This window comes from Flavobacterium sp. NLM (assembly GCF_002210235.1).
Lineage (GTDB): Bacteria > Bacteroidota > Bacteroidia > Flavobacteriales > Flavobacteriaceae > Flavobacterium > Flavobacterium panici.
Genome location: NZ_LIAC01000005.1, coordinates 102,314 through 117,093, shown reverse-complemented (window position 1 = coordinate 117,093; position 14,780 = coordinate 102,314). Strand labels below are relative to the sequence as shown.

8 protein-coding genes are annotated in these 14,780 nt (G+C 34.3%); 2 read left to right on the top strand and 6 right to left on the bottom strand.

Features of this window, described 5'->3' with window-relative positions; genetic code table 11:
• Positions 1-23 precede the first annotated feature (23 nt).
• The 5 genes from APR43_RS07620 to porU form a co-directional block, all read right to left on the bottom strand.
• Positions 24-1,664: a pyruvate dehydrogenase complex dihydrolipoamide acetyltransferase gene (locus tag APR43_RS07620; RefSeq protein ID WP_053472568.1), complete on the bottom strand. Its 1,641-nt coding sequence runs from the start codon at positions 1,662-1,664 to the stop codon at positions 24-26.
• 4 nt (positions 1,665-1,668) lie between these two features.
• Positions 1,669-2,667 carry a pyruvate dehydrogenase (acetyl-transferring) E1 component subunit alpha gene (pdhA, locus tag APR43_RS07615; protein WP_053472631.1) on the bottom strand — a complete coding sequence of 333 codons (999 nt, stop codon included), beginning with the start codon at positions 2,665-2,667 and terminating at the stop codon, positions 1,669-1,671.
• 157 nt (positions 2,668-2,824) lie between these two features.
• Entirely contained in the window at positions 2,825-3,307 is a 483-nt protein-coding gene (cdd, locus tag APR43_RS07610) for a cytidine deaminase (protein ID WP_053472569.1), read from the bottom strand.
• 76 nt (positions 3,308-3,383) lie between these two features.
• On the bottom strand, positions 3,384-4,589 hold the full coding sequence (gene porV, locus APR43_RS07605; RefSeq protein WP_053472570.1) for a type IX secretion system outer membrane channel protein PorV: 1,206 nt from the start codon (positions 4,587-4,589) through the stop codon (positions 3,384-3,386).
• A 41-nt stretch (positions 4,590-4,630) separates the two neighbouring features.
• Complete coding sequence (gene porU / locus APR43_RS07600; RefSeq protein WP_053472571.1) at positions 4,631-8,467, bottom strand: type IX secretion system sortase PorU; 3,837 nt, start codon at positions 8,465-8,467, stop codon at positions 4,631-4,633.
• Between the two features lie 213 nt (positions 8,468-8,680).
• Between porU and gldJ the strand changes: the two genes are divergently transcribed.
• Positions 8,681-10,366 (top strand): gliding motility lipoprotein GldJ, encoded by a 1,686-nt coding sequence (gene gldJ, locus APR43_RS07595; protein ID WP_053472572.1) that lies wholly within the window; start codon positions 8,681-8,683, stop codon positions 10,364-10,366.
• Between the two features lie 117 nt (positions 10,367-10,483).
• Entirely contained in the window at positions 10,484-11,770 is a 1,287-nt protein-coding gene (locus APR43_RS07590) for a UDP-N-acetylmuramoyl-tripeptide--D-alanyl-D-alanine ligase (RefSeq protein ID WP_053472573.1), read from the top strand.
• A 36-nt stretch (positions 11,771-11,806) separates the two neighbouring features.
• Here the strand turns inward: APR43_RS07590 and APR43_RS07585 are convergent, their stop codons facing one another.
• A complete protein-coding gene (locus APR43_RS07585) occupies positions 11,807-14,677 on the bottom strand; it encodes a triple tyrosine motif-containing protein (protein WP_053472574.1) in 2,871 nt (956 codons plus the stop codon).
• Positions 14,678-14,780 lie beyond the last annotated feature (103 nt).

Below are 14,780 nucleotides of genomic sequence, written 5' to 3'. Positions count from 1 at the left end.
TTAATTATAAAATTAACAACTAATTACGCCAACATTGTAACTGGGCTTTCGATGTATTGTTTTAATGTTTGTAAGAATTGAGCGCCAGTTGCACCGTCAATTGTTCTGTGGTCACAAGCTAATGATAACATCATTGTGTTTCCAACTACGATTTGCCCGTTTTTAACTACTGGTTTCTCAACAATTGCACCTACAGAAAGGATTGCAGAGTTTGGCTGGTTGATAATTGAATTGAATTCAGTAATACCAAACATTCCAAGGTTAGATACTGTAAAAGTGCTTCCTTCCATTTCTTGTGGTCCAAGTTTTTTGTTTTTAGCTCTTCCTGCAAGATCTCTTACAGCAGCACCAATTTGAGATAAACTCATAGCGTCTGTAAATTTCAATACAGGAACTACTAATCCGTCTTCAACTGCTACAGCTACACCAATATTTACGTGGTGGTTGATGATGATTGCATCTTCTTTCCACTGAGAATTGATTTTTGGATGTTTTTTCAATGCTAAAGCACAAGCTTTAATTACCATATCGTTGAAAGATACTTTTGTATCCGGAACAGTATTGATTGTTGCTCTTGCACCCATTGCTTCGTCCATGCTTACTTCGATCACTAAGTTGTAGTGAGGTGCAGTAAATAATGATTCAGCAAGACGTTTAGCAATAATTTTACGCATTTGAGAGTTTTTGATCTCTTCTGTGTAAACTTCTCCGGCAGGAACAAATATTTTCGCAGCAGCAGGAGCAGAAGCTTCTTCTTTAGCGGCTGGTGCTGAAGCAGTAGTTTGTGCTTGTGCAGATGGAGTAAAGTTCTCGATATCGCTTTTTACGATACGTCCGTTTTCTCCAGAACCTTTAACTTGGTTCAATTGAATTCCTTTGTCAGAAGCGATTTTTTTAGCTAAAGGTGAAGCTAAAATTCTTCCTCCGTTAGAATTGTCAGCTACAGCTTCTGGCGCTTTTTCAGCAGCAGGAGCAGCTTTTGTTTCTTCTGCAGCAGGAGCACTTGCAGCGCCTCCGGCAGTATAGTTGTCAGCAATTCCAGAAATATCAGTTCCAGCTGGCCCAATGATAGCTAATAAGCTGTCAACTGGAGCAGTGTTTCCTTCTTGAATTCCGATGTATAATAATGTTCCAGCATTGAAAGACTCAAACTCCATAGTAGCTTTGTCTGTTTCAATTTCTGCTAAAATATCACCTTCAGCTACAGTATCACCTACTTTTTTCAACCAAGTTGCTACTGTACCTTCAGTCATTGTATCACTCAAACGTGGCATAGTTACTACTACAACACCTTTTGGTAATTCAGCTGCAGCTTTTGCAGGAGCAGCAGTTTCTGTTTTTGCTTCTGCAGCAGGAGCGTCCGCTTTTGGAGCTTCAGTAGCAGCAGGAGCATCACCACCAGCTAAAAGAGCAGAAATATCTTCTCCTTCTTTACCAATGATTGCTAATAATGAATCAACAGGAGCAGTTTCTCCAGCTTGAATTCCGATATGTAAAAGAGTTCCTTCGTTAAAAGATTCGAACTCCATTGTTGCTTTATCTGTTTCAATTTCAGCTAAGATATCTCCTTCGCTAATTTTGTCGCCTACTTTTTTTAACCAAGTCGCTACCGTTCCTTCCGTCATAGTATCGCTCAAACGAGGCATTGTTACTTTAATCGCCATGATGTTATAGTTTATGAGGTGTAAATGGATAGTCTTCTTGTGCGTATACTACATCGTATAATTGTTGTAAGTCTGGGTATGGAGATTCTTCAGCGAATTTCTGACATTCCTCAACTAAGTCTTTAACTCTTTGGTCAATTACTTCAATTTCTTCTTCTGTAGCATATTTTTGATCCAAAATTACATCAAGAACCTGCGTAATTGGGTCAATTTTTTTGTACTCTTCTACCTCTTCTTTAGAACGGTATAATTGTGCATCAGACATAGAGTGTCCTCTGTAACGGTACGTTTTCATTTCAAGGAAAGTTGGTCCGTCTCCACGACGCGCTCTTTCGATAGCTTCGTGCATTGCTTCGGCAACTTTTACTGGGTTCATTCCGTCAACAGGTCCGCAAGGCATTTCATAACCTAAACCTAATTTCCAGATATCAGTGTGGTTTGCAGTTCTTTCTACAGAAGTTCCCATTGCGTAACCGTTGTTTTCAACGATAAATACAACTGGTAATTTCCATAACATAGCCATGTTGAAAGCTTCGTGTAAAGAACCTTGTCTCGCAGCTCCGTCACCAAAGTAAGTCATAGTAACTCCGCCAGTATTGAAATATTTATCAGCGAAAGCTAAACCTGCACCAACAGGAATTTGACCACCAACGATTCCGTGACCTCCGTAAAAACGGTGTTCTTTAGAAAAGATGTGCATTGAACCTCCCATGCCTTTAGAAGTTCCTGTAACTTTTCCTAAAAGTTCTGCCATTACATTTCTAGGATCAACTCCCATACCAATAGGCTGAACGTGATTTCTGTATGCAGTAATCATTTTGTCTTTAGTCAGGTCCATAGCGTGCAGAGCGCCCGCTAATACAGCTTCCTGACCATTATATAGGTGTAAAAAACCTCTAACTTTTTGTTGAATGTATAATGCTGCAAGTTTGTCTTCAAACTTTCTCCAAAGCAGCATGTCTTCGTACCACTTTAAATATACCTCTTTTGTAACTTCTTTCATCTGAATTCTTTCTTTTGCTAAAGTTGTTTGTGTTATCAATTGTTGCCTGTAACGCAAAATAGTTTCCTCCCACAAATTTGCGCCCGAAAGGTCGGGATGCAAAAATAAGACATTCCGTTTAAGAACTAAAATTTAAAAGGTCTTTTTTGGCTTTTTTTTACAAGAACTTTTTATCAAACATAAAAGGGAGCAGATTTTTTAGGGATGCCGATTTGTAAACTTCGCCAATTTCGCCCATAAAATAAATTTCAATAGGGGTGTCCTGCTTGATTTCATATTCTGCAATCGACTGACGGCAAGAACCGCACGGCGGAATTGGAGCCTGAGTTTGATTTGTATCTGAAGCGGCAGTAATTGCCATTTTTAAAATTTTGGCTTCGGGATATGCGCTTCCGGCATAAAAAATTGCTGTTCTTTCTGCACATAATCCTGACGGATATGCGGCGTTTTCCTGATTAGATCCCAAAATTATTTTACCATTATCAAGAAGTAAGGCCGCTCCAACCCTAAATTGTGAATAAGGAGCGTAGGCTTTTTTACGAATTTCGATAGCCTGATTCATTAAATCTTGTACATCTTGAGAAAGCTCATTGATGTTATCGTAAATAGTGAACGACGATGTAATGCTAATTTCTTTCATTATTTTTATGGGAAAAAAAATCCAAATTCCTAAAAATTTAGAAATTTGGATTGTAATTGTTTTTTATATCGTTTGTTTAATAAACTTCGTATTTGTCGCCAAAGTTAAAAGTTAAAGAGAAACGAAGTGTATTTTCTAAAGGATTTTTAACTTTTGATGCTGAAAATAAATACGAAACATCAACTTTTATAATATTGTATTTAAAACCTGCTCCTAGAGAGAAAAATTGTCTCGCACCTTTTTCAGGGCTTTCGTGATAATACCCTAATCGCATTGCAAACGAATCCTGATACATATATTCTGCTGCTGCGCTATACGTTATTTCTTTAACTTCTTCGCTAAAACCTCCCGGAGCATCTCCAAATGATTTGAAAATACCTTCTACCCAGCCAGTATCTTTGTATTTGTTATAGCTAATTGCGTTTGCTTCTGTTTGAGAAATGTCACCTGGATCTGTAAAATCACCGTCTCCGTTTGCATCAAAAGGTGTTCCTGGTCCCGGAGGAGTTGGAACTAATAGTTTAGTAAATTCAGCACTAACACTAACTTTATTATAATCATCTAAAATAAAATCAAAACCTCCTCCTAATCTTAAATTAGCTGGTAAAAAGTTTGAACTTAAGTCATCATTATCATAACTGATTTTTGGACCTAAGTTTTGAACGTTGAAACCTGCTCGCCATCTTCCGTTAAAATCGCTGTATGCAATTTCTTCTGATTGATAAAAACCAGCTACATCTACAGCAAATGAACTTGCTGCCGAAGCGTCAACTTCACCGGAAGGGATTTTTAAATTTGATCTTATATATCTACCCGCAACTGCCATCGAGAAAGTCTCGCTCAATTTTAGAGAGTAGGACCCGTCTAATGCAAATTCATTAGGGCTTACTTCTCGGGTAGCTTCATTTGGGTCTCCGGTTTCTCTTAGTTCAATTCCTCCAAAACCAAAATAACGAAAACTTGCTCCAAAAGCACTTTTATCATTGATTTTGTTGTAGTAGGTTAATTGACCAAGCGAAATATCATTGGCAAGATCTGTTAAATACGGGGTGTAACTAATTGAAAGTCCCTGTGCATCTTCTGCGAAAGCATATTTTGCAGGATTCCATTGTTGTGAAAAAACATCTGAAGAAGTGGCAACTCCCTGATCTGCTAAACCGGCTGCTCTTGCATCGGCTGCGACTAATAAAAAGGGAACTCCGGTTGTAATAGGTTCAATGTTTTGGGCTTTGGCGAAGGAAATTACTAATAAACAAATTAATAAAAGTGATATTTTTCTCATTTTTGGGAATAATGGTATTTATGTTACAAATATATATAATATTATAGAATGACAAGTTTTTCGTATTTTTCTGCTTTTTTATTTGTTAAGTTTGATTTTACAGTCAGTTTGTAAATGTAAACTCCTTTTCCAATTCGGTCGCCAAAATCATCTTTCCCATCCCATGTTATTTCCCTTGATAAAAAGCCTTCAGTCGTAATAATCTGGTTTTTTGTCCAAACCACTTTGCCTGTAATTGTCATAACCTGAACCTGAACATCTAAAGGTTCATATGGCCTGTTATGTGAAAACCAAAATTGTGTGTATGTTGAAAAAGGATTAGGATAATTGAGCACGTGTGTCAATTTTAATTCTTCGTCACCAACCACAACAAATTGTATTTCGCTTGTTACGGGATTGTTATAAACATCCCATGCCGTAAAACTAATGGTATGCAATCCGGCAGATAAATTTCGTAACGGAAAACGTAAATTTCCATTCGTATAATCATCTAATTTTGTCTGATAATAATCATTCAAAATATATGGGTTGCTTACGTCTCCATCCAGAACTGCTATGATGTCATGACCAATTCCGCTAGCTGTATTTATACCATTTTCATCTTCTAAAAACGCTAAAAGAAAGGGCGATGCATTTGTAATTCCGCCAGATACAAAAGTTTCATCGTTCATATATAACTTAACTTTTGGACTTATATTGTCCTGAGGTGCATTTTCATTTATTCCTCCAATTTTTATGACATTATTATAGCCCGATTGATTCTCAAGTGCTTGGCTTTTTTTAGCATAAAAACTAATTCGGCCATTGTCAACAGGAATACGAATATCTCTTGGTACAACAAAGCTAAATTCAAACTGGCCGTTGGTTACAGAGGCATTCCCTCTAAATATAGTTTCTCCAAGAGTTTTAAATGACATTGCAGGGCTATATCCATCATTATTTAATGTCGAAGACGTAATCATTTTGTCGAAAATAGCTGTGGCAAGTTCTCCATTATAATTGCTTAAAAGAACATTGTTTTCATCTGTAATTTCACCCGAAATTTTAATTTTTGATAAAGATTTAAAGTCAGGAATTGATTGAGAAATCACAATATCGTTTACTTTCGTTAAATTAATTCGCGGTTTCGGAATGGCTAACATCAAAGCCGGATCTCCTATATATACAACAACATTACTTGAAGAACTTGGGTTTTCATTTTTTGAAATTCGAAGCGACTCTGCAATACTATTATATTGATTTGAGCCATATGAAAGCAGGTTTTTGCTTAAACTGTCATTAAAGTTTTCAGCATTAAATTGTCCGATAGTTCGAATTGTTGTCAGCATCGAAATCGCACCGCCCTTTGGGTTCCAAAAAGTATATTCGCCGGCAGTTGGTCGGGTTGGGTCGTCAAATCGTGAAAATTCGCAGGTAATAGTTATAAACAATGGATATTTATATTGATTATTCAGGTTTTGTCCATCTGATTTTTCCCAGATTCTTTCAGCTGCTAATCCGTCTTCACCTCCGTGACCTAAGTAATTAAAGACTAATGCGCCTTTTTCAAAAGCATTAAAAATATCAGTTCTTGCTTTTGGATATCTTGATCCGCCGGCAGAAGCTTCTTGTGTATAAGAATCTAAAAGTATCTTGTCGATATTTAAAAATGGTTTTTCAACGGCAATTAAATCGGCTAAAGTATTTTGACGTGATTGTAATGAAGCGTCAGAACTTTGATCAGCATCATCACTGATTAAAACAAAATTATTTCTCCAGTTTCCGTATGATTTTGTATCGTGATATTCTAAAACTTTATTGACCATTTCCTGTGCTTGCGCATTATCTGACACTAACATTCGGCCAACAGCAATGTCGATTCCTCCAAAAGGATAAGCAACAATTCCTTCATTAGAATCCATAAGTCCAAAAAAGTCATCAGAGGCAAAAGAAGCTTCTCCAGTTGTGTTGCTGCTTAAAGATTGATATATAGGTACGATATTAGTGTTGTTAGAAATGCGGTCTTTATAATCATAAGAAGCATCACCAAATAAGTTTACATATTTTATTCTTTTATCTGTAGAAGATGCATTGTCATATATATAACGTATACAATTTCTAATGGCTGCAATGTCTTGTTTTCCCGATGAAAATTCCTGATAGATATCTTCTAATGAAATAACTTTTACAATTAGATTGGAATTGGTTCTGTGAAAATTAGCCAGTCTTTCGGCTTGTGATGCTAAAGACCTTGGAGTTATAATGGCGTAATCAATATCCTGAAAACTGTTTTGATTGTTTTTTAAGAGTGTTCCTTTTAAATTTTGATTGGCAATTTTTGATTGGCTTTCTTTTAAAGGAGTGTAATAATCGGCAGGATCAATGGCGATGTAATTTCTAATTTCACCCAGATTGGCTTTAAAACTAAAAGAGGCTTGATTTGTATTTTCAACTTTTGATACATTATATAGGTCTGTAATATCCCAAATTTGAGAAATTCCCGAAGCACTTCCAATCGTATAATTTACAATTCCTGCGGTTGAACCTGCTAAATTGTATTGAAATTTAAATTGTTTGCCTATTCCTAAAAGTCTTCTTTTGGCAATTAGATTAATGTAATCTAAATATCCTTTTGAGCCCGGTACTCCATTATTATTATAGGTAAGCTTGATTTTTACACTTTCGGCACCTGTAAATGTTGTATTTGGAGGAGTTTTGCTGGTTACATATTTAATTTCTGAACTTGCTGTTAAACTTGCAAAATTTAGCGTTGCGATATTTTGTCCGTTTGCAGTAACAACAAATGAAGTTGGCGTAAAAGCGGCCGAAGCGGCATTTAATTCAATTTTTACTGGTACAGTTGCATCCAGATTAGGGAAATTAAAAGTAAATTCCTGTTCCTGATTGATATCGAATGATTCTCCCAGCCATTGACGTCCCAAATGGACAATATTGGTTTGGTCAATTTCGTGATATTGATAGTCATCAAACGTGTTCAGTTCCAGAGTACTGTTTGCTGTTGGCTGAGTCAGGTTCGCAATTCTTTTTCCGTCATTTCCTGATGCGGTAACATAATAATAAGACCTATTACTATATAAGTTTAAATTAGTCTGGCTTTCGTCGTTCCATTTATCTACACCTTCGGCATAAAATAAGATATAATCTTCGTTATTGAAAGTGCCGTCGCCTTCGCCAATAATTTGAATGGCATTTTCTGTTAAATCCTCCGGATAATAAGAGTTATTGGCTAATGGAACCATTCTTCCGCCATTTCCGTAAATTTTAATCCTTCTTGGATCAGTTTTGCTTGGATCGAAACCCAGGCTTTGCAGAAATGTTTTTGTGATTCTATAAACTCCGGATTTTTCTACATAAAATCGATACCAATCTCCGGAAGCTAAAACAGAATTTGAAATAATCGCAGTTTTTTGAAATACCGATGAGTTGCTGTTTTTTGCTGAAGAATTATTGATATTGTAAGAAAATGATCTGATTCGTTTATAGCTACTTCCGTCTTTTATAATAGGATAGAGAGACAAAAATACCTGTTTTATATCTCTTGAATTAGTGATTTTTATCGTTTCGGTTATCTTATTCGGGATGTTTTCAATGGCTAAATCTCCTAAATCAGTTCTCGAAATGGATTCGAAATTGATATTTGTAATTTCTACCGAACTATTGTTCGCGACGTTTGCCTGATTGAGATTAAGCAGTAATGTTATGCTTTTTTTTGTAATGTCGAAGCGAAAAGCGTTTCCGGAAAAGTAAGGAATAATAAATTTGCTGTCGCCGTAATTCATCTCTTTTTTACTCTGCCAATCGAGCGTTAAGCTCCCGTTTATCTGGGAAAATGATAAGATAGGGAGTAGAAAAATGTATAGGATTATGGCTTGTTTCATTAGCTTAAAAACCGAAATTTAATTAAAATAAAATTAGTAAGTAAAAATATAGTATTTCATGTTACAGTAAATAATAAAAAGTATATTTTTGCGTTCGTAACTATAGGTTATTTTCTGGTAAAAAACAGCTAAATAAAATTATGAGAACAGATGTTGCTAATTAAATGTTAATTATTATATTGCAGCACCTAAATTTATCACCTAAGAATGAGTATGAAAGTAAACAAAATTGTAGTCTTGCAATTAATGATGTCAATGGTATTGATGTTGGGCACGGCTAGTTGTAGCAAAAAATCGAGTTCGAGTCACGCTTCTAGAGCAACAGGCTGGGATGTAGATAGTCAGAACGGAACAGCTGCTAGAAATGCTGGAAAAAAACAACAAGCTGGACCTGGTTTAGTTTTTGTTGAAGGAGGTACGTTTACTATGGGTAAAGTACAGGATGATGTTATGCACGATTGGAATAACACACCAACTCAACAGCACGTTCAATCATTCTATATGGATGAAACTGAAGTTACGAATGGTATGTACTTAGAATACCTTGAGTGGTTGAAAAAAGTTTTTCCTCCAACAGAAGAAAATTACAAAAATATTTACGAAGGAGCATCGCCAGATACTTTAGTTTGGAGAAATCGTTTAGGTTACAACGAAACGATGACTAATAACTATTTAAGACATCCTTCTTATGCTGACTATCCTGTAGTTGGTGTTAACTGGATTCAGGCTGTTGAATTTAGTAAATGGAGAACAGACCGTGTAAACGAGGCTGTTTTAGAAAAAAACGGATATCTTAAAAAAGGAGCTAAAACACAAGATGTTAGTGCAGAAAGCTTATTTAATACAGAAACTTACTTAGCTTCTCCAACTACTACTTATGGTGGAAACGAAGAGTTAGTTTTAAAGAAAAACCCAGCTGGAAAAAGACCAAAAGCAGGAAAAGATGGTGTTGTACCTGAAGAGCATAATGTTTATGCACAACGTTCTTCTGGTGTAATTTTACCAGAATACAGACTTCCTACTGAAGCAGAATGGGAATATGCAGCTGCTGCTGATGTTGGACAAAGAGAATATAACATCTACAAAGGACAAAAGAAATATCCTTGGTCTGGAGATTATACACGTTCAGCTAAACGTAAAAACAAAGGTGATCAATTGGCTAACTTTAAACAAGGAAACGGTGATTACGGTGGAATTGCTGGTTGGTCTGATGATGGTGCTGATATTACAAATAAGGTAAAAAGCTATGCTGCAAATGATTTCGGATTATACGATATGGCAGGAAACGTAGCAGAATGGGTTGCCGATGTTTACAGACCTATTATTGATAATGAAGCAAATGATTTTAACTACTACAGAGGAAATCAATATGCTAAAAACAAAATTGGTAAAGATGGTAAAATTGAAATCGTTTCAACTACTTCAATTAAATACGATACTTTAAGTAATGGTAAAGTGATTGCAAGAAACCTTCCTGGGGAAATTGCTCAGGTTCCGGTTGACGAACAAGAAACTTACTTAAGACAAAATTTCAGTACAAGCGATAACATCAACTATAGAGACGGAGATAAACAATCTTCAAGATTCTTTGACTTTGGAGATTCTGAGTCTGGACCTAAAGCTGATCAGGCAATGTACAATTCTCCTAAACATAACGTTACTGTTGATAGTTTAGGTAAAATGATTAGAAAATATGATAACTCTAGTAAACGTACTACTTTAATCGATGATAAAGTAAGAGTTTACAAAGGAGGATCTTGGAGAGATAGAGCTTACTGGTTAGATCCAGCTCAAAGAAGATATTTCCCTCAGGATATGGCAACTGATTACATTGGATTTAGATGTGCAATGTCTAGAGTAGGTGCTAAAACTGAAAGAAGAAAATCACCAAGAAACTAAGATTTAGAAATTTCAATTTAAAAAAATTCCAAATTCCAAAAGCTGAATATTTCAGTAAGGAATTTGGAATTTTTTTATTGCTTTTTTCTATTTTTATGGTCTATAAAAATTTTATAAATGAATATTCAGGAAATTCATAACTTGTTTTTAAAATGTAAATCTCTTTCAATCGATACTCGAAAAATTGAAAAAGATTCTATGTTTTTTGCTATAAAAGGCGAAAATTTTGACGCAAATACTTTTGCTAAGCAAGCGCTTGATTTAGGTGCTTTATATGTTGTTATTGACAACGAATCTTATTTTATTGACGAGAGAACGATCTTGGTAAATAATAGCTTAGAAACGCTTCAGGAACTTGCAAAATTTCATCGTGTTTTTTTAAAACTGCCTATTATTGCACTTACAGGAAGTAATGGAAAAACGACGACAAAAGAATTGATAAATGCTGTTTTGTCTCAAAAATTTAAAACCAAAGCAACTATTGGAAATTTAAACAACCATATTGGAGTTCCTTTAACACTGCTTTCTTTTACAAAAGAAACAGAGATTGGAATTGTTGAAATGGGTGCAAATCACAAAAAAGAAATTGAATTTTTATGTGAAATCGCCCAGCCTGATTTTGGTTATATTACCAATTTTGGGAAAGCCCATTTAGAAGGTTTTGGTGGTGTTCAAGGTGTTATTGAAGGAAAAAGCGAAATGTATCAATACCTGGCAAAAAATAATAAAATTGCTTTTGTTAATCTTGAAGATGCTATTCAAATTGAAAAGTCAAACGGCATAAAATCCTTCACTTTCGGAATAAACAAAGAAAACGCAGATCTAAAAATTAAAGATATAAAGGCAAATCCTTTTGTAGTGATTGACTATAATGATTTTACGGTTGAATCGCATTTAATTGGACTTTACAACGCTAATAATATCAATGCAGCTGCTGCAATTGGAAAATACTTTAAAGTAGATGACGCTGCAATAAAATATGGAATAGAAAATTATATTCCAGAAAATAACAGGTCTCAATTACTGAACAAAGGTTCTAATCAAATTATTTTGGATGCTTATAATGCAAATCCAAGTAGTATGGCGGTTGCAATTGCAAATTTCCTGCAATTGGAGAATCAAAATAAAATTATGATTCTGGGCGATATGTTTGAGTTAGGAAATGAAAGCCCGCAGGAACATAAACTGATTGTAGATTCTTTAGCAAATCAAAAAGAATCACTTTGTTATTTGATTGGAAAGTCATTTTATGAAAATAAAATTGCGAGTGATACTATTAAGTTTTTCGAAACTTTTGATGCTTTTGCAGGTTATCTAAAAAGTATTCAATTTAAGGATAATACTATCTTGATAAAAGGATCGAGAGGAATGGCTCTCGAGAGAACTTTAGAATATATTTCTTAAACATAAAAGGCCTTCTTTTACAGAAGGCCTTTTTCTTTATATACTCATTAAAAAACCAATAAGATTTTCCTTTTTATTTAATCCGAGTTTTTTTCTCAAACGATAACGGGCTAATTCTACCCCTCCGGTTGAAATATTCATAATTTCGGCTATTTCTTTGGTAGACATATTCATTAATAAATAAGTCGATAAATCGAGTTCACGAGGAGAAATTGTTGGATATTTTTCCTTTAAACGTTTTAAAAATTCAAAGTGAACGTTCTTGATGTGTTTTTCTAAATCTTTCCAGCTTTTGTCCGTATTTACCTCTTTTACAATACTCTTGTTTAGTTTACTGACTTGAAACTTAGTAGAGTCGTCCAGCGCCTCGACATCAATTTCTTTTAGTTTGTGAATAATTCCGTTTAGTATTTTATTCTTTTTTACTACTTGTAAAGAGTTGTTGACTAATTCCTTGTCTTTTGCTAAAATCTTAATTTGCAGCTTGTCGTTTTTTAATTTTTCGATTTCTTTTTCAAGATCATATTGTTCCTGCCTAATTCTGGATTCTTTTTCAAGATAAAGTCTTCGCTGCTCAATAGTTTCATAATATTTATTCTTTCTAATTTTCATTTTAATTCGACTGGAAATTACATAAATGGCAATTATTAATAGAATAAAATATAGCATAAAAGCCAGAAAGTGCCTGTACCAGGGCGGAGAAATAGTAAAAGATATTGTTGACGGTTCAGATTGAACTCCGTAACTGTTTCGCACTTTTACATTCATCACATAATCACCTTCACGAAGGTTTGTATACTCCTTAATTGAAATAGTTGACCAGTTGCTCCACTTTTCGTCAAAAGGCTCTAATTGATAAGAAAACTGCACGTTTTCAAGGTTTTCGTATGTTGGAGACGAAAAAGTAAAGCGAACATGATTAGAAGAATATGGAATTCGGATGTTTTCACTCTTGTTTTGATTGTTTCCAAGGATTATTGTATCGCCCGGAAATGAAAAGCTGCGAACAAATGCTTTTGGCTTCGTTACAAAATTGTTTAAAAGCTCAGAGTCGTAATGCGCTAAGCCATCTGTTAATCCTATAAAAATATTTTTAGAATCAATCGTATTTACCGAAAGATAGTTAGTGACCAAGTTACCGGTTAGGTTAGAAAATGGTGCAACGATATTTTTATAACCATTGTTTTGCTTCATTAAAACCCCTAATGACTCATCATAAGCATACCAAAGATTGGATTGCGAATCTTCACTTAATGCATTTATAACCGGAATATTTTTAAAAAGACTGGTTAGTTTTTTGTCCTCATAAAATATTTCCTGTTCCGAAGAATATTTATAAAAATGATTATTGGTTTGAAAGTATATTTTACCGTCAATTTTTTGAATACTTCCTATATTTTTAAACTGAGGTGTTAAGTGATCAATTTTTTTGATGCTTGAAAATCTAGTTAAATCCTCACTTAAAGACATTTTATAGATAGATTCATCTTTTTTAAGCCATAAATAAGATTGATCGAGCTCAAAACTATTCGATGATTTATCAAATCCTGCGACTTGATTTTTAAATGAAAGCCCGTTTGCTGTTTTTTGAAAAATGGCAAATCCGTCATAATTTGATCCAATATAAAAACCGGGATGACTTGGAATTTTCTTAAATCCAAAATATCCTTTTGAATCTATAATATTGGTAACTCTTCCTCCTTTAATTATTAATGCCCCTCTGTTGTTGGCACAAATTAATTCATCGTCGATAACTTGTACATTCCATGATTGAGCAGTAGTTCCTTCAACAAGTTTAAAAACATCTTCCTTGAAGCTATTGTTCCAGGCATGATAAAAAACACCCTGATTGGTTGCAACATATAAATTGCCCTGATGAACTACAGATGCATAAACGGTACTAATGTCATAACTAAATCCAAAATACGTAAAAGGAGAACTTTCGTTAACGAAAGTGATACCGTTATCCAGTCCAAGCCAAAGATTGTTTTTGTTATCGATAAAGGAAGTTAAAACCGTGTTGTTTTGCATTCCTTTTTTTCTGTTAATATGCTGAATGATTTTGCCGTCAAAATCACAAATGGCAATTCCATCCAAAACCGAATTTAAAACAATAAATTTATTGTTTATGAGAACACCTCCAAGTGAATTGTTTCGTTTTACAAAATTATTAGCTTCAGTATTCCATGGTGTTAACGCGTTATTTTCGTAAATAAATAAGCCTTTTTCTAATGTAATAATTAAGATTTTGTTTTTGCCTATAGAATACATAGCCCAAATCTCGGTGTTATTTAGGCTCGTAGTGTTTGGCAGCGAATAAAGCTTTCCGTTTTTATATTCTAAAATCCCTTTTTCTTCATCTTGAAAGTAAAGCTTGTTATTTACTACAAATGAGAATTGAAAGCGTTTAGGGGCTTTTAGTATTGATAATTTTCCTTTTTTAAAGATATATGCCCTGGCAAAAGATTGAAAAACAGTTTGATTATCTATGGAATGAATTTTCCATATAAAGTCAATGATCTTAATTTTGTTCTTATCAACTTTTTTAGATAATGATGTATATTGAAGTTTTCCTTTATTATCTGGTTGAAAATATCCAAATTCATTATAACCTCCCACATATATCTTTCCCGAGTTGTCAATTTTTAAACATCGTACGGAAGTTAAATTTGGCAGTGGATATTTCTTCCATGAAGAGCCGTCAAACTGTAAAAGACCATTATTGTTAGCAAAATATAAATTCCCATTCTTATCCTGATCAATATTCCAGTTTTGTGTTCCTCCTTTGTATTCATTACGCTTGTAATTTCTTACATCCGGTAATCCGATGTTTTTAACCTGCCCAAAAAAGGCAATTGTGAATAATGTAAAAAAAGTAATATAAAAATATGATATTGTTAATTTCATTAATTATTCGATTTAATTTGTTTTTTAGATTTTAAGTTGTTTGTTTTTAGGTATTTAAGAATATTTTTTCTGTACTATCACGTTGTAGAAAAACATTTCGTTC

Coding starts and splice junctions, on each gene's coding strand:
- APR43_RS07620 (WP_053472568.1), bottom strand. CDS start 1,664: ATGGCGATTAAAGTAACAATGCCTCGTTTGAGCGATACTATGACGGAA.
- APR43_RS07590 (WP_053472573.1), top strand. CDS start 10,484: ATGAATATTCAGGAAATTCATAACTTGTTTTTAAAATGTAAATCTCTT.
- APR43_RS07585 (WP_053472574.1), bottom strand. CDS start 14,677: ATGAAATTAACAATATCATATTTTTATATTACTTTTTTTACATTATTC.
- cdd (WP_053472569.1), bottom strand. CDS start 3,307: ATGAAAGAAATTAGCATTACATCGTCGTTCACTATTTACGATAACATC.
- porV (WP_053472570.1), bottom strand. CDS start 4,589: ATGAGAAAAATATCACTTTTATTAATTTGTTTATTAGTAATTTCCTTC.
- gldJ (WP_053472572.1), top strand. CDS start 8,681: ATGAAAGTAAACAAAATTGTAGTCTTGCAATTAATGATGTCAATGGTA.
- porU (WP_053472571.1), bottom strand. CDS start 8,467: ATGAAACAAGCCATAATCCTATACATTTTTCTACTCCCTATCTTATCA.
- pdhA (WP_053472631.1), bottom strand. CDS start 2,667: ATGAAAGAAGTTACAAAAGAGGTATATTTAAAGTGGTACGAAGACATG.